The organism is Pontibacillus chungwhensis BH030062 (assembly GCF_000770675.1).
GTDB classification, from domain to species: domain Bacteria; phylum Bacillota; class Bacilli; order Bacillales; family BH030062; genus Pontibacillus; species Pontibacillus chungwhensis.
Genome location: NZ_AVBG01000004.1, coordinates 68,269 through 82,713, shown reverse-complemented (window position 1 = coordinate 82,713; position 14,445 = coordinate 68,269). Strand labels below are relative to the sequence as shown.

Sequence of the window (14,445 nt, the reverse complement as noted above, 5' to 3'; positions counted from 1 at the left end):
GATAACAACATAATAATCCCTTCCAATACTTTTTGTAATTAGGACGTCCTAATCTAGTTGGGAACAGAATTTTCAAACAAAAAATGGAATTTAATGTTAAAATGAGTTTTGAAGTGCTTAATATACAAACAGAGCAGGTCAGTTAAATTAGTGGTGGGCATGAGCCACTTTCCATTTTAGAAAAGGAGATTTTTATGAAAAAGATTTTCATTTTACTTCTATTATCCATCACATTAATTGCATGTAGCCAAAATAGTTTTGATTTTATAGGAGATAGCGATAATTGGGAGGTTACATACCATGTATCTACTAAAAGTGAAAGTAGTCAATCTTCAAACTTGGAGATTAGATATATAGGTAATAATAACCCTCCAGAGCAAATTAATTATAAGTTTGATAATGGAAAAGAAGGAACTAATATAAGGTTGGATGAGGGAACTTATAAGGGAGTTAATTCTCAATGTTCTGGATGCAACACAACCCAAGAATCAGAGGAATTTGTAATTACAATTGAGTGGGATGAAAAAGAAGAAGTTATTGACCTCTCAAGTGAATAGTAAAGACTTCTATAATCTAGAAAGTTTCGGGGGTGCAACTGGATGACTTAGGAGGGAGAATAACATGATAGTACATTCAAAAGAATATAAAGTTCGTAATCTCCATTACAAAGTAAGATCTGCACAATCCGAAGACGCGCAAGCTTTATCTGAATTAAGGTTACAAGTAGATGGTGAAACTGAAAACTTGGATAGAGTTAAAGGAGAAGCGTACATAAACGGAGAAGGATTCAAAGATATCATTAAAACTGACTCAGAAAGTTTGAACAATATTTTCTTAGTAGCTGAAGTGAGTGGAACCCTTGTTGGTTTCTCTAGGTGCGAAGGAAATACATTAAAGAGAAGTTCTCATAAGGTAGAGTTTGGTGTTTGTGTACTGATGGATTATTGGGGATATGGAATTGGAAAGAACTTTTTAAAAGAATGTGTTAGTTGGGCAGATGCAAATAACATAAAGAAAATCACTTTGAATGTCTTGGAAACAAACGAGAAAGCAATAAATCTTTATAAAAAATATGGCTTTAAGATTGAAGGTATATTACAAAAAGATAAGTTATTATCTGATGGTAATTACTACAATACGTTATTGATGGGAAGATTAAATCAATTATAAGCATAATTATTTTGGTGTCTAGCATAACAGGAACGGGTGCGATTACTGAACATAATCAAAAGAATACCTAATGGTTGAGGTATTTTATAGTGAAAATTTATCCTAATGAGGAGTTGCCGAAAAGCAAAATATTAGATTTTTTTCAGTTCCATTGGGGAAGCCCGGAAATGGTTATATCGAGCGGAATCTATGATTGCAGTACATTAGATGGATTCACTATTGTAAATGAAGAAGAAAAGATTATTGGCTTAATTACTTACATAATTAACGACAACGAAATCGAAATAATTTCATTGGATAGTTTGGAAGAGGGTAAAGGTATAGGTACGATTTTAGTTAAGGAAGTGGAAAGTCTTGCTATTAAAAGAAATTGTAAACTCGCAAAACTTATAACAACAAATGATAATCTATTGGCATTAAGATTTTATCAAAAACGAGGGTTTACCTTGTCTCAAATTTTAAATAATGCAGTTGAGAAAGCGAGAAAAATAAAGCCAGAGATACCTTTAATTGGTAACGGTGGTATCCCTATAAGAGATGAAATTGAATTGATAAAGGTATTAAAATAATGGGTGCGATTGCTGAACATGAGCATTAGCTTCTTTCATGATCGGAGCAGAAGGGTTGAATAGATCCAATGAAACTTCTCTGGAGGCACTACGTCTATTTTGATAAGGAGGTTTTATATGAAACGTAAGAATTTCATCTATCTCATTCTATTCTTATTCTTTTTAGTCGGGTGTAACGATGAGACAAGTGAGGAGATTACCTTTAATGAGGAAGGAAGCGCTGGAACAACATCATGGGCATTCAAGTTTGTAAAATATAACGATATTTCTTATGAGCTAACTGGTGTAGAGGTAAATGAAAGCAATGTAGGAGAAAAGATTGGAGAGGTTAAACGAGATCTTACTGATTTGGAGACGTCTGGAAAACTCAATGAAGTCGATTTTGACGCAGCGGGATTGCCGAAAGGGACACCTTTGTATAAAAGCAAGTGGAATAAAGATGTAATCATTTATAAAGAGAACAACACCTATTTCATTGCAAAAAAACAATCTTAAGCTAAAGGGATCGATTGTTAAACGAGATCAATCCAATCCCTTTTTTTATTAACAGAGCAGGCTTATTTATTTAGCAAACCCTAAACTTATGTCTCCATCTAATTACTATAAGGGAGATTGGAATGTTAAAAAGAATATTAATCCTTTTACTATTACCCTCATTGGCCCTAGCAGCCTGTAATAATGAAACCACAGAAAGTGATATTGGAAATCCAACTGCGGAAGAAATTCTATCAAAGAATAATGAGGCAGATATTTTTGTCTTAAACGGCGTTGTATATAGTAATGCAGAAGATCTGGAGTGGGTTTATGAGAAGGAGCTGACTCTTGGTAAGGAAGTTGGTGAGATTAAAAAACAAACACAAGAAGGCGATGAGTTTGAGAATTTGTCTGCCTCAAAACTACCAGTCGGTACTGAAATATATGCACCAGTCGAAAAAGAGAATATCTATATTGTAAAAGTTAATGACAAGGAAATACGTTACTTAGGGTTGAGAGAAGGATAACTTTGTTGTGCTAATGGGGACGATTCTTCAATTAAGTATAGTCGTCTTTTTCTTCTTAGAATTATAAAGAATATTGAACCAAGACATTGAGAGAATTTTATGTGTAAACGCGTTTTCTGGATGTGAAGGTAATTTGAAAAAAATGGTTGATCTTTTAAGTATTTACTATATACTTTCTTGTAGAGATGTAATATGAAAGGGGAATTTAACTCGGCATGTGGACTACCTTGTAATGGTTAATTAAACAGACTAAATACTCGCCTATAATTACAATTGGTGTAGTATGTCTATTTTAAATCATTAACAAGGGACGCTTGATGTGTTAATACCTGACTTACACAAGTGGATACCTTTGTATCTGCTTTTTTTGTGTTTATAGGAATACTACATCTCTTACAAGCGCATTGTAGTTTCCCTGAATTTTATTATGGAGGGAAGTTCAGATGTCAAAATATCAAAACGAAGAAGAGCTAACTGGTGGAAATGTCACTATGGTGTACCGTTCAGGTGACTCTGTTCGTAGAGAGATAAAATCAGGGAGTAAAAGAATCCACGATCTATTGTTGCATTTGGAAAAGAAGAACTTCAAAGCTGCTCCAGAGTTTCTAGGCATAAATGAAGAGGGTAGAGAGGTATTATCTTATATTGATGGAGTCGCTGGTAATTATCCATTGAAGAAATACATGTGGTCAAATGAAGCTCTAAAAGATATAGCTAAAATGCTGCGCCGTTATCATGATTCTGTAAGCGATTTTCCAATAACGAATGATTGGGAACCGATCGACAACACTCCGAACAAATTTGAAGTCGTCTGCCATAACGATTTTGCTATTTACAATATAATTTTTAATCATGAAAAACCAGTGGGTATTATTGATTTTGACCTGGCTGCTCCTGGACCAAGGCTTTGGGATATTGCCTATACCCTCTATACTTGTGTTCCTTTAAGTAGACTTTATCACAACGAGGAGGGTGAAGCAGTTTATTATAATCCAACACGTGATGCTGCCTATATAAAGCAAAGGGTTAAAACGTTCTTTGAATGCTATGGTATGAAAGGCATAGAAGAAGGCTACCTAGAAATGGTGATGTTACGATTAGAAGGGTTATGTAAAACCATGAAAAGGAAGGCAAGTGAAGGGGATCCTGCTTTCCGGAGAATGATAGATGATGGACACTTTGATCATTATCAGAAAGAAATAGAATTCATAAGTCGACACGGTAAAGAATGGATGTAGTTTAAAACTTCTCTGGAATAGCATATCACATTGGAAGAGAGTTGAGATATGGAGTCTTCAACTAAAGAGAGCGATTGCTAAATAGAGCAGTCGCTTCTTTCATAAGCAGCGTAGAGCTATAGCACTTCCTTTACTGTACATCGCCTTTATGGTTACTGACTTAGTAATGTACTCTAATTAAACATACGGGTGCCAATTAAGAATAAGTAAATTTTAATTTTTAGTAGAATCATGGAGCGACATAAAGAAGAGTAAGCAACACTAGGTTGCTTACTTAGTTGGAGTAACTGATAATGCAGCTTTAAATGCAGAGAATTATTCTTCAAGCATTAGTTTATTGTCATTTGTGCCACATTTTGAGCACTGAACCCATAGTCTAGTGGCTACTTTATCAGTAAACTCATTTGGATCTACTTTTAGAACAGTTTGTTTATCGTGAAGGCAACTTGCACATCTTTTTATGATGGTATCACCTACGGAGAACTTTGAAGCCAAATTCTCACCTCATTAATTCAGAATTTATAAAGGTTTACCTTACATCAATTTAAATACTCAAGCAATGGTGGTTTTTGGTAGTGATTATAAAAGGCATTATGATGGAATTAAAGCTCGCACAACACTTTACCAAAGAAAATATAGTATCGGAACTGCTTACTTGTAGTGTAACGTAACTTTCCTTTTGGAATTTATGACTTAGGTCAGGTTAGAAGTTGCATTTTCCTCCGAACCATTTCCCCACACACAATTGTCTCATCTTTGTTGAGAAGGCTCTAACCTTCTGCTCATAAGAATCACCTTTGTTACACACCCTAAAAGTACTGAAACTAGGGAGTGACAGATATGAACGTTGCACAATTACTTATTAAATGTTTAGAACATGAAGGTGTAGAATATATCTTTGGCGTTCCAGGTGAAGAAAATATTGATATGATGGACGCTATTAAAGATTCGAAGATCGAATTTATTACAACGCGTCACGAAACGAGTGCAGCCTTCATGGCCGGGACTTACGGTCGTTTAACCGGTAAACCAGGGGTCTGCTTGGCGACGCTTGGACCAGGGGCAACAAACTTATTAACAGGTGTAGCAAACGCAAATATGGACCATTGTCCACTGATTGCGATAACCGGGCAGGCTGGTTTGAATCGCCAACATAAGGTTTCCCACCAGTATTACGACCTCGTGGATATTTATGAGCCGGTAACGAAATGGAATGCCCAAATAAAGACAGGGGAGATCGTGCCGGAAGTTGTCCGGAAAGCCTATCAACTAGCTGCCGGGGAGAAGCCAGGGGCGACTCACATCGACTTACCTGAAGATGTTGCTGGTATGGAAGTGGATCTTGATCCTCTTTACATAACAGACCATGTGTTACCTAGAGCGAGTGAAGATGTTTTAAAGGAAGCGGCTCTTTTAATTTCTAAAGCTCAGTCTCCTTTGATTTTAGCTGGCAATGGCGTGACTCGTTGTAAAGGAAGTAAGCAACTTCGTGAATTTGCTAAGAAAACACAAATCCCTGTTGTGCATTCCTTTATGGGAAAAGGGGCCGTGTCATGGAAAGATGAGTTAAGTCTTCTTACAGCTGGGTTAAGCGGAGGTGACTACATTACATGTGGCTTTAAGCAGTCTGACCTCATCCTCACCATTGGATTTGATATGGCTGAAACCCCACCTCAAAACTGGAACGAAAAAGGAGAGACGCCAATCCTTCATATAGACACAGAAGAGGCTGAGGTTGATGCGTATTATCCTGTTTCCTTGAATGTAGTAGGAGACATCAAGAAGAATTTGGAGCACTTAATGGAAATGGTGCCAGAGCAGTCTCGCGATTTGGAGTGGGCTAGGTCCATTCGTAATAAAGCACTTACGGAGCTCGAATCCTATCGAAATGATGCAGGCTTTCCTATGAAGCCTCAGAGGATTATTTCAGATCTGCGTGAAGTTTTAAACGATGATGATATTGTGATATCAGATGTCGGAGCTCACAAAATGTGGATTGCACGAATGTATCATGCAGCCCAACCAAACACTTGTCTCATATCAAATGGACTAGCTTCGATGGGTGTGGCTGTACCAGGTGCGATTGGTGCAAAGTTAGCACAAAGGGATAAAACCATTGTAGCTGTGTGTGGAGACGGCGGCTTCCTTATGACAGGAGCGGACATCGAAACGGCAGTAAGGTTACATTTACCGATCGTCATTTTGCTATGGAGAGATGAAGGATATGGTCTGATTGAATGGCATCAGTTGAAGAAGTTCGATCGTCCCGCTCATATTGAATTTGGAAACCCTGACTTTCTAAAATTTGCTGAGTCATTTGGTATGGAAGGCATACGAGTGGACCGTGCAGAGGATTTGAAACCTGCTCTTGAAAAAGCGGTTGCTATGAAGCGTCCAGTGTTAATTGATTGCCCAGTTGATTACAGTGAAAATATGAAGTTAACGGAAAAGCTGAAAAACATAACGTGTGAATGAGGTGGCATGATGAGGATCAGTTCAATCATTAACGGCGAAGAGTATAAAGATGAAACGAGAAAATCTCTAGAAGTAAAAAATCCTTATAATCAGGAAGTCGTAGCAAAAATGGCTCTAGCGAAAGAGGAAGACTTACACGAAGCAATTGATGTAAGCTTTTCAACGTTTCACGATACGATGAAAGAAATGCCAGCGCATAAACGAGCGGATATTTTACGTAAGGCTGCTGATCTCTTGGAAGAGAGAGAAAATGATTTTGCTCAAATCATCTCTAGAGAAGCGGGTAAGCCTATAAAATTTAGTCGAGGAGAGGTGCAACGTTCGGTACAGGTGCTTCGCTTTGCTTCTGAACAAGCGAAAGACATTAATGGAGAAGTGATTCCGATGGATGCTGCAATTGGTGGTCAGGGAAGATTAGGCTTTACAAAACGTATGCCACTCGGTGTTGTTGCAGCTATTACACCATTTAACTTCCCGCTCAATCTTTCCCTTCATAAATTAGCTCCAGCGATTGCAGCAGGGAATACGATTGTGTTCAAACCTGCTGAGAAAACACCTGTTTCAGCTTACATGCTCGTAAAACTGTTCCATGAAGCAGGGCTACCTGTTGGAGCTTTAAACTTAGTTCTTGGGTTAGGGGAAGAATTAGGAGATCCTTTAGTTGAGCATGATAAAGTTCATAAAGTAACCTTTACGGGTAGTCTTCCTGTGGGGAGAAGAATTCGTGAAAAAGCAGGGTTCAAAAAGGTAACGCTTGAGCTTGGTTCAAATTCGCCTAACATTTTATTTGAAGATGCTGATGTAAATGAAGTGGTAACAGACTTAGTTAAAGGGGCTTTTGCTTTTTCGGGCCAAGTATGTATATCAGCTCAGCGCATATACGTGCACCGCTCCCTGTTGGAATCATTCTTGGCGGAATATAAATCCCAAACTGAAGATCTAACAATCGGTGATCCACTTGATGAACATACGGACTTTGGACCAATGATTACAGAAGAAGCGGCAGAACGAGCGAAAACATGGATCGATGATGCCGTGAAAAATGGTGCGAAAATTGAAACAGGTGGAGAACAAAATGGTACACTTCTTACACCAACCATTATGACAAATGTTAAAAGCGACATGAAGATCATCGCAGATGAAGTATTTGCACCAATTGTTTCGATTATTCCATTTGACACGGAACAAGAAGTAGTTCAAGCGGCGAATGATTCGATTTATGGTCTTCAGGCGGGCGTTTTCACTAAGGACATTAATCGAGCTTTTAGAGTGGCAGACCAGATTGAGATGGGCGGGGTATGGATTAACGAAATCTCTACGTATCGCCAGGATAATCATCCTTATGGTGGTGTTAAACAAAGTGGTATTGGACGAGAAGGTGTTAAGTATGCGATTGAGGATATGACAGAGATGAAGTTTTATGGAGTGAAATTGAAATAGTGGAAGAGGGCATTGGTGAATGAACCAAGCCCTCTGTTTTTATAAGGCTTAATAATTGGTTGAGTTCAGCACTATCTTTTGAAATAATTGGATAAGAATCGCGAGGATAGGGAGTGTTGAGGTGAACAAATTAATAGCTTATGCGATTTTTGGCACCGTTTTATTAACAGGCTGTCAGTCCGTCCCAAGTGAAGAGGCGAAAGCAGGAGAGCCGGAAAATGAAGATCAAGCGGTCATGAAAGAGGAAGAGCATACGTTTGATGAGTATAAAGAAATGTTTAAAGAATCCGCTACAGAAGCGGAAGCGTTTGGTGTTCATGACGAGGAAGTAGAGAAATGGATTACACGCATTATTTATCAATCCAAACGAAATGGAAATGACAATATAAAGGAAGAAATGGTGCTAGAACAAGCAAAAGAATCCCATCAGGAACAAAAGGATTGGAAAAGGCACGCCAAGAAAGCATATGAAGTTAAGGTAACGGCTGAAGAGGTGGATCGTTATATAGAAGAAGGACCGGATCAAATGGAAGTGATGGAACAACAAGCAGTTGCCGAGGCACTCGGAATGACCCCGAAAGAATTCAATCATTCGTTTGATCGGGACCATTATGAACTGGCTGTTTTATTTGAAAAACTGATTCCTAAACTACGAGAAAAATATGATGAGGGTTCTCCTGGAAACCTCATTGAACGCTTTAAAGAAGAAGCATCTAAGCATAGCGAGTAGGAGATGGATAAATTATAGAGCCAAAAACACCTCAAGCAGAAGCGGATCTGCTTGAGGTGTTTTCTTTACAGTTTCCATGTATTAGACTGTGTTAATTCTAGCATTAACTCTTCTGATTCACCTGTATTTCCGTTAATATAGTAGGATTTGGTTAAGAAAGGTGTGTGTAACTCAACCTCCCACAGAGGTACATACACCAACTCTGCTTCTTTAATTTCATATCTCGGTTTTTTAAGGACGTAGTTTCTGTTGATTTGCTTGTCCTGCACATCTGGCAAATAACGTGTGAACAAATCATCCTTTGAAATTACGGCTTTCTTAACGTCAGAGGAGTTCACTTGTTTCTGAGCAGTAGGTGGAATGCTCGGAAACAACCCCCGATATCCTGAAATTGCATCGATAAATACCATGTTAGGCGTTACTTTAGATTTAAAAGGTTTCCGGTCTGCTATGACAAGCAGTTTAACAATCCACATAGGATGATAGACTCTCTCTTTTTTTATCATTCCTTCCTGAACCGTTTTTTGACTGAAATTTCGATTCCATCGTAACGTGGGCTTAACGCTCTTATAAATAGATGTGGGTAGATCGGTTTCCTGAATCTTTTCTTCGCCTAAGATCGTCACATTCATTCAATCACCTGCTTATGCTTGTATGTTGGTATGATACTGATCTACTTGAAGTTGAGTAGATTGAGAAGGCGAAGCTGTCATAAGGCTTACGCCGATGGTTAAGATAGCAGAAACGGGAGCAGACACCAGGTGTTCTGATACTAGAGCAGAAGGGAGTAGTGCCATAATGATAAACGTAGCCGTACCACCTACCATTCCTGCTAGAGCTCCTGCTGTATTCGCCCGTTTCCACCATAATCCTAGTACTAACGGGAATCCAAATGCCGAGAGCATAGCACCACTTACCCAACCAACCATGACGGCAATAAGTTGAGGCGGATCGATGGCGAAGATAATTCCGACCACACTAGCCAGGATCATAACGACAAGACCTAGTCGAGTAACCGTTTTCTCGGAAGCATCTTTGTTGATGTGTTCCTTATAAATATCATGTGCAATTCCTGCGGCAACAGCGAGTAGCATCGCATCAGCAGAAGACATAATCGCTGCCAATAACCCTGCTAACATAACCCCAGCTAGAATAGGGGGCATATAGTGTTCAATGACTGAGATGAAGATCATATCCTGGTTCTCCAGAGAATCAGCAATGCCTAAGCCAGCGCCTGCTGAAGCAATGAAGAAGCCGAATATAAAGACCGTAACATATAGGAAACAAGCTCCTAATGCTGAGCGCCGAGCTGTCTTCGCGTCACGAGCTGCAAAGTTCCTCATAACAGCTGAAGGGGAGACAACTCCGAACCATAAAAACGCAACAAATAAACCAAAGTACGACATCCAAGGTTGCGTAACATCACCAAACTGTGGATCAACAGCCAGTGCATCTTGGATTAATGTGCTGACTCCACCATGGTCCATCAAGATGATAATCGTTAAGATAAACATTCCAATAACCATAACGGCACCTTGAATTAAGTCCGTATATGTAATGGCCCACATTCCACCAAGCGCTGCATATAACGTAAAACCTAGTCCTAAGATGATGACTGCTGTTACATAATCAATGCCTAATACGTAGGATCCAATTAAACCAGAAGCTGTCAATTGAGGGATCATGTAAAAGGTCATACAAAAGACAACAATAATAGCGGATACAATCTGTACCGACTTTCCGTATCTCGTTTTAAAGAATTCAGGTAATGTTTTAACCCCAGCTCGTCTGATTTGACCAGATATAAGAAACATAGCAAACGAAGGGATGGCTACTGCCCCGAATCCATAGGCTAGCAAGAAAGGTATACCTAAGGCGACACCCGAGCCAACAGCCCCCATTAGAGAACTAGAACTCGCTACGGCAGCGAAGAAGGCGAATGAGCCAACAAAGCTATTAATCTTACCACCCGCTGTCCAATAGTCCCCTTCAGAAGAGTGGGCTCTCTTAGCAAACCAAATGCCAATCCCGGTCATAATTAATAAATAAATTCCAAGTATTGTGGCTTCCATTATTTGCATAAACTCACTCCTTATTCAGCTTCATGCTTCTCTATTTTTTCCATCCAAATGACATAGATTACCGTTAATGCGAGCCATATGAAGAAGCAGGCGAACATGGCCCATCCTACTAGGGAGATGCCGCCTATGTAAGTATCAGTTGGCCACCAAATCCAAAAGATCAAAGCTATTGTTGATAAGAGGATGACCATGATAATGCCTGGGTCTTTCCACTTTTTTTTCGTTAATTTCTCCATTTAGCCATTCCACTCCCTTATTATTGATAGAGTTTTTCGTAAACAGATTGAAAGACGACAAGATCAAAAATGGACGCGCCGACAGATTTGAACACAATGAGTTTTTCTTCAGGAGCTGTTGGTGAATGTTGTTCTGTAATGATTTTCTCTAAGTCCCATGCATTTTCAAGGTTACTTCTTAATGCTTTGGCACGAATCATATCTCCTGATTCGTGTAAGGCAGATGGCGCATCCACGTATATGTCATCTGCATGTTGTAATACATCATCTGAGATCTCCTGCATATCAGGACGGAATGATCCCACACCCACAAGTAACTTTCCTGTCCATTCGGATGGACTTAAATGGGGTAATACAGGTTTGGATGAGGTCGTTGTGGTGACGATTATATCTGAGGCTCTAACTAGCGTTTCAGCAGTGGAAACGCTGAACGTTACATTTGGAAAGGTTTCTTCAGCTCTCTCCTTAAAATCTTCTGCTTTTTCTCTCGTTCTGTTAAAGATATGGACTTCCTCAATGTCCCTAGCAACGAGCGCGGACTGTAAGTGACTCCACCCTTGGGTCCCGGTTCCAATAATGCCGAGTGTTTTCGCGTCTTTCTTCGCAAGGTAGGACATCCCGAGGCCTCCGAGCGCTCCTGTTCGTAATGCGGTAATGGCGATCGCATCACACAGTAATAATGGTTCCATTGTCTTGCGGTTATGAAGAATCATAAGCCCATGGATCGTATCTTTCCCAGCCTGCGAGTTCTCTGGAGCAACTCCAACAAGCTTCGTCGCATAGTAATCTCCATAAAAAGCAGGCATCAATAAAGCGGTATTCTTCCCATCATTAATGTGCATTCGGTCAGGGGAAATATAGGATTTGTCCCCAGTCTGGTAGAATGATTCAATAGCCTGCATAGTCTCTTGCATCGAATAGTGTTCTGTAATTTCTTCTTTGGATCTAACGTTCAAAAATAATTCCTCCTTTCTTATAGTTCACCATATTAACAAAATTTTCAGAAAAAATAAAATGATAATGTCTTAGTCGGTTAGTGTTTTAGATGAAATTAGGTCTAAATGCCTCTAATTAGGATTATCAGAATCTTGTTATTCCTGCTACACTTATAAATAAAATAGAAGAGATAGAAAAGGAGAGGTGATAATGAAAAAGAATTCCATCTATGTAGAAATTCCTATTCATGCAGAAATGGAGGATTTGTGGGAAGCTTCACAAAATCCCGGTTTGCATGAACAGTGGGATCTTCGCTTTTCTTCGATTTCTTATCAACCCAAGGAACGTGAAGATGATCCACAAGAGTTTACATACAGAACCAATATTGGTCTTGGTCTTTCAGTAGAAGGATGGGGGAGAAGTAAGGGCACTCATGATGGTAAAGATGGTTCGAGGACATCCTCCCTTCACTTTGGTACAGATCAGAAGATCTCTATTATTACAGAAGGGAAAGGCTATTGGAAGTACATCCCGAAAGCTGATAAGGATATGACATTCCTAACTCAATACGATTATCAAACCAGATTTGGTACGCTGGGAGCGTGGGTGGACCGGTTGTTCTTTCGTCCTATGATTGGCTGGGCAACAGCACTGAGCTTTGACGTTCTTAAACGGTGGCTTGAAAAGGGGATGACGCCTAAGTCTCAGTACTTGCAGTTTTTTGCTTATTGGATTCTATCCTTTTTCTTCTCTTTCATATGGATCTACCACGGGTTGATTCCTAAAGTCTTATATAAGCACCCAGAAGAAATAGCGCTAGCAGAAAGTTTACTGCCCCTCTCAGTGTCAGCAAATTCTGTTGTATTTTGGATGGGGATTGCTGAAATATTGTTTGGTCTATCATGGTGGGTTATAAAGAGGCGAAGGCGGCTGTATTATCTGCAAGTATTTGCTTTTCCCATCCTTACCGCATCGGCGATCATGGCGGACCCAAGTACGCTAACTCATCCGTTTAGTCCACTAACCTATAATAGTAGTTTATTTTTATTATCTGTACTTGGACTTGCAGTGAGTAGGGACGTACCTACCGCTAAGAATTGTAAACGACAGAAAAAGGAGTCAGCTTGATGCCGATCTATTCACAAGTGTTGGGGGAGGAGTTTAATCAACTGCACCCCATGCTTCAACAACGTTACAAGCATATTGAGAAGGAACCCTATGAAGGATCTGGAGTCATGAAAAGAATATCTCGAGGTCCGAAATGGATGTCCCCGCTCATGATGATGGGGACCAGGCGAAAGCTCTTATTCCCTGAGAAAGGAACGTTCATTCCTTTTACCATTAAACATAAGCCTCAAACGGGTGAAGCGGGAGAGGATCAGGTGCATTGGGAGCGTGTGTTTTATTTCAAAGGAAAGAAGCGGTATTTCAATGCCCTTATGAGTCTCGATTCTGAGCGTGGGATCATTAAAGACTATCTCGGAGAGCCTTCTGTTATGTACTCTGATTTAGCATTAACCGTTCTTGAAAACGGTGGTTTGCATATTCAGTCAAAGCGACAACGTGTAGTTCTTGGAGAAAAGGAAATCCCTTTGCCGCGCTTCCTGCAAGGGGTGGCAACTGTAGTTGAAACGTTTAATGATGAGCGTAATGTGTATGAAATTAAAGTGAGTGTTCAAAACCCGATTATGGGAACGATCTTTTCTTATGAAGGGGAGTTTACGGAGGATGCATAATATCCCTACTAGTCGAATGAAAGGTACGTTTCGAGTTGGCGAAAAAGTTCTTAAGGAACAAGTAGATTCTGAGCGGACAGAAGTGGGCTTGGTAGAGGATATGAAGGTATATAAAGAAGATCTTAACATGCATACACTCTCACCAACGATTATCGACTTTTATGAACGAACGACTGGCTACCGCTTATTTGCAAAAGTGAAATGGAGAACATGGTTTAAGCCATTTGCCTTCTTGTATCGGATATTCAGCAGGAAGACTCAACAAATTAACCTACCCTTATCGAGTAAGCAAGTAGAAATGACAGGTGATATTGTGCCTGTATTAGAAGAGGCAGATGGTCGACATCGCCCGAGAGCATGGGTAAGGAAGATAGGGGAAGAGGTTTGCTTTATTGCCATCTATTCTTTTCATAAGACAGCAGAGCGTACCTATATGAATATAGGACTTCCTTTGCCATGGTCTACCATGACGGGGATTCTTGAGCTTAATCAAATGGGAAGCAACTTAAGTTTATCTAGTAAACGACTTAAGTCGAAGGATGCTGACTCCGGAACGTATTTAACAGTGAAACATAAACGCTTCAAGTTGCCGATTGAAGAATATTTTCTGGTGGAAGAAGTGAGGGAAGGGAACTTACGTGCAACGCATAAGATGTGGCTCTTTTCTATACCTTTTCTAACGATTACATATCGAATCGTTGCTAAATCGAGTTAAATGAAGAATACATTAAAAACGGAAGGCCTAGTTCAAAATGAATTAAGCCTTCCTTTTTAATAATACCTTTATGGGTACTCGGAGTCTTCAGGTTCATAGTCATAGTGGAATCATATAG

Annotated in this window: 17 protein-coding genes; 12 read left to right on the top strand and 5 right to left on the bottom strand. The window is 39.6% G+C overall.

Annotation, left to right across the window (positions count from 1 at the left end; all coding sequences use genetic code 11):
* The first annotated feature begins 194 nt into the window (after positions 1–194).
* The 6 genes from N780_RS07090 (at position 195) to N780_RS07065 (ending at position 3,978) form a co-directional block, all read left to right on the top strand.
* Positions 195–557: a hypothetical protein gene (locus N780_RS07090; protein ID WP_036781862.1), complete on the top strand. Its 363-nt coding sequence runs from the start codon at positions 195–197 to the stop codon at positions 555–557.
* Positions 558–621: 64 nt separating this feature from the next.
* A complete protein-coding gene (locus N780_RS07085) occupies positions 622–1,170 on the top strand; it encodes a GNAT family N-acetyltransferase (RefSeq protein ID WP_036781860.1) in 549 nt (182 codons plus the stop codon).
* An 89-nt stretch (positions 1,171–1,259) separates the two neighbouring features.
* On the top strand, positions 1,260–1,739 hold the full coding sequence (locus N780_RS07080; protein ID WP_036781858.1) for a GNAT family N-acetyltransferase: 480 nt from the start codon (positions 1,260–1,262) through the stop codon (positions 1,737–1,739).
* Between the two features lie 117 nt (positions 1,740–1,856).
* Complete coding sequence (locus tag N780_RS07075) at positions 1,857–2,234, top strand: hypothetical protein (protein WP_036781856.1); 378 nt, start codon at positions 1,857–1,859, stop codon at positions 2,232–2,234.
* Between the two features lie 122 nt (positions 2,235–2,356).
* Positions 2,357–2,740: a hypothetical protein gene (locus tag N780_RS07070; RefSeq protein WP_036781854.1), complete on the top strand. Its 384-nt coding sequence runs from the start codon at positions 2,357–2,359 to the stop codon at positions 2,738–2,740.
* A gap of 443 nt (positions 2,741–3,183) precedes the next feature.
* The gene (locus tag N780_RS07065) at positions 3,184–3,978 is read left to right on the top strand and encodes a phosphotransferase (protein ID WP_036781852.1); all 795 of its coding nucleotides are present in this window, start codon (positions 3,184–3,186) and stop codon (positions 3,976–3,978) included.
* A 315-nt stretch (positions 3,979–4,293) separates the two neighbouring features.
* Here N780_RS07065 and N780_RS20045 read toward each other — a convergent pair whose 3' ends face one another.
* Positions 4,294–4,473, bottom strand: coding sequence for a hypothetical protein (locus tag N780_RS20045; RefSeq protein ID WP_036781850.1), 180 nt, complete (start codon positions 4,471–4,473; stop codon positions 4,294–4,296).
* A 345-nt stretch (positions 4,474–4,818) separates the two neighbouring features.
* Between N780_RS20045 and N780_RS07055 the strand changes: the two genes are divergently transcribed.
* From N780_RS07055 to N780_RS07045, 3 genes are all read left to right on the top strand, one after another.
* Positions 4,819–6,453: an acetolactate synthase large subunit gene (locus tag N780_RS07055; protein WP_198135837.1), complete on the top strand. Its 1,635-nt coding sequence runs from the start codon at positions 4,819–4,821 to the stop codon at positions 6,451–6,453.
* Between the two features lie 6 nt (positions 6,454–6,459).
* A complete protein-coding gene (locus N780_RS07050; protein ID WP_036781847.1) occupies positions 6,460–7,893 on the top strand; it encodes an aldehyde dehydrogenase family protein in 1,434 nt (477 codons plus the stop codon).
* A 121-nt stretch (positions 7,894–8,014) separates the two neighbouring features.
* Positions 8,015–8,623, top strand: coding sequence for a hypothetical protein (locus N780_RS07045; RefSeq protein WP_036781846.1), 609 nt, complete (start codon positions 8,015–8,017; stop codon positions 8,621–8,623).
* A gap of 65 nt (positions 8,624–8,688) precedes the next feature.
* Here the strand turns inward: N780_RS07045 and N780_RS07040 are convergent, their stop codons facing one another.
* Genes N780_RS07040 through N780_RS07025 form a run of 4 tightly spaced genes read right to left on the bottom strand, consistent with a single transcriptional unit; the run spans position 8,689 to position 11,896 of the window.
* Entirely contained in the window at positions 8,689–9,255 is a 567-nt protein-coding gene (locus N780_RS07040; protein ID WP_052114939.1) for a hypothetical protein, read from the bottom strand.
* 12 nt (positions 9,256–9,267) lie between these two features.
* Complete coding sequence (locus tag N780_RS07035; protein WP_036781845.1) at positions 9,268–10,704, bottom strand: sodium:solute symporter family protein; 1,437 nt, start codon at positions 10,702–10,704, stop codon at positions 9,268–9,270.
* 11 nt (positions 10,705–10,715) lie between these two features.
* The gene (locus N780_RS07030; protein ID WP_036781844.1) at positions 10,716–10,940 is read right to left on the bottom strand and encodes a hypothetical protein; all 225 of its coding nucleotides are present in this window, start codon (positions 10,938–10,940) and stop codon (positions 10,716–10,718) included.
* 20 nt (positions 10,941–10,960) lie between these two features.
* On the bottom strand, positions 10,961–11,896 hold the full coding sequence (locus N780_RS07025) for an ornithine cyclodeaminase family protein (protein ID WP_052114938.1): 936 nt from the start codon (positions 11,894–11,896) through the stop codon (positions 10,961–10,963).
* A 190-nt stretch (positions 11,897–12,086) separates the two neighbouring features.
* On the opposite strand from N780_RS07025, the gene N780_RS07020 reads away from it, so the two are divergent.
* From N780_RS07020 to N780_RS07010, 3 genes are read left to right on the top strand one after another with little or no spacing between them, the layout of a single operon-like run.
* Complete coding sequence (locus N780_RS07020; protein WP_036781842.1) at positions 12,087–13,004, top strand: DoxX-like family protein; 918 nt, start codon at positions 12,087–12,089, stop codon at positions 13,002–13,004.
* On the top strand, positions 13,004–13,612 hold the full coding sequence (locus N780_RS07015; protein ID WP_036781840.1) for a DUF4166 domain-containing protein: 609 nt from the start codon (positions 13,004–13,006) through the stop codon (positions 13,610–13,612). The genes N780_RS07020 and N780_RS07015 overlap by 1 nt, the downstream gene beginning before the upstream one ends.
* Positions 13,605–14,327, top strand: coding sequence for a hypothetical protein (locus tag N780_RS07010; RefSeq protein WP_052114937.1), 723 nt, complete (start codon positions 13,605–13,607; stop codon positions 14,325–14,327). The genes N780_RS07015 and N780_RS07010 overlap by 8 nt, the downstream gene beginning before the upstream one ends.
* Positions 14,328–14,445: the final 118 nt, after the last annotated feature.

What these genes read in the sequence shown, in the direction of transcription:
- N780_RS07055 (WP_198135837.1), top strand. Translation starts at nt 4,819, where the DNA reads ATGAACGTTGCACAATTACTTATTAAATGTTTAGAACATGAAGGTGTA.
- N780_RS07020 (WP_036781842.1), top strand. Translation starts at nt 12,087, where the DNA reads ATGAAAAAGAATTCCATCTATGTAGAAATTCCTATTCATGCAGAAATG.
- N780_RS07035 (WP_036781845.1), bottom strand. Translation starts at nt 10,704, where the DNA reads ATGCAAATAATGGAAGCCACAATACTTGGAATTTATTTATTAATTATG.
- N780_RS07015 (WP_036781840.1), top strand. Translation starts at nt 13,004, where the DNA reads ATGCCGATCTATTCACAAGTGTTGGGGGAGGAGTTTAATCAACTGCAC.
- N780_RS07065 (WP_036781852.1), top strand. Translation starts at nt 3,184, where the DNA reads ATGTCAAAATATCAAAACGAAGAAGAGCTAACTGGTGGAAATGTCACT.
- N780_RS07010 (WP_052114937.1), top strand. Translation starts at nt 13,605, where the DNA reads ATGCATAATATCCCTACTAGTCGAATGAAAGGTACGTTTCGAGTTGGC.
- N780_RS07090 (WP_036781862.1), top strand. Translation starts at nt 195, where the DNA reads ATGAAAAAGATTTTCATTTTACTTCTATTATCCATCACATTAATTGCA.
- N780_RS07040 (WP_052114939.1), bottom strand. Translation starts at nt 9,255, where the DNA reads ATGAATGTGACGATCTTAGGCGAAGAAAAGATTCAGGAAACCGATCTA.
- N780_RS07085 (WP_036781860.1), top strand. Translation starts at nt 622, where the DNA reads ATGATAGTACATTCAAAAGAATATAAAGTTCGTAATCTCCATTACAAA.
- N780_RS07075 (WP_036781856.1), top strand. Translation starts at nt 1,857, where the DNA reads ATGAAACGTAAGAATTTCATCTATCTCATTCTATTCTTATTCTTTTTA.
- N780_RS07030 (WP_036781844.1), bottom strand. Translation starts at nt 10,940, where the DNA reads ATGGAGAAATTAACGAAAAAAAAGTGGAAAGACCCAGGCATTATCATG.
- N780_RS07070 (WP_036781854.1), top strand. Translation starts at nt 2,357, where the DNA reads ATGTTAAAAAGAATATTAATCCTTTTACTATTACCCTCATTGGCCCTA.
- N780_RS07050 (WP_036781847.1), top strand. Translation starts at nt 6,460, where the DNA reads ATGATGAGGATCAGTTCAATCATTAACGGCGAAGAGTATAAAGATGAA.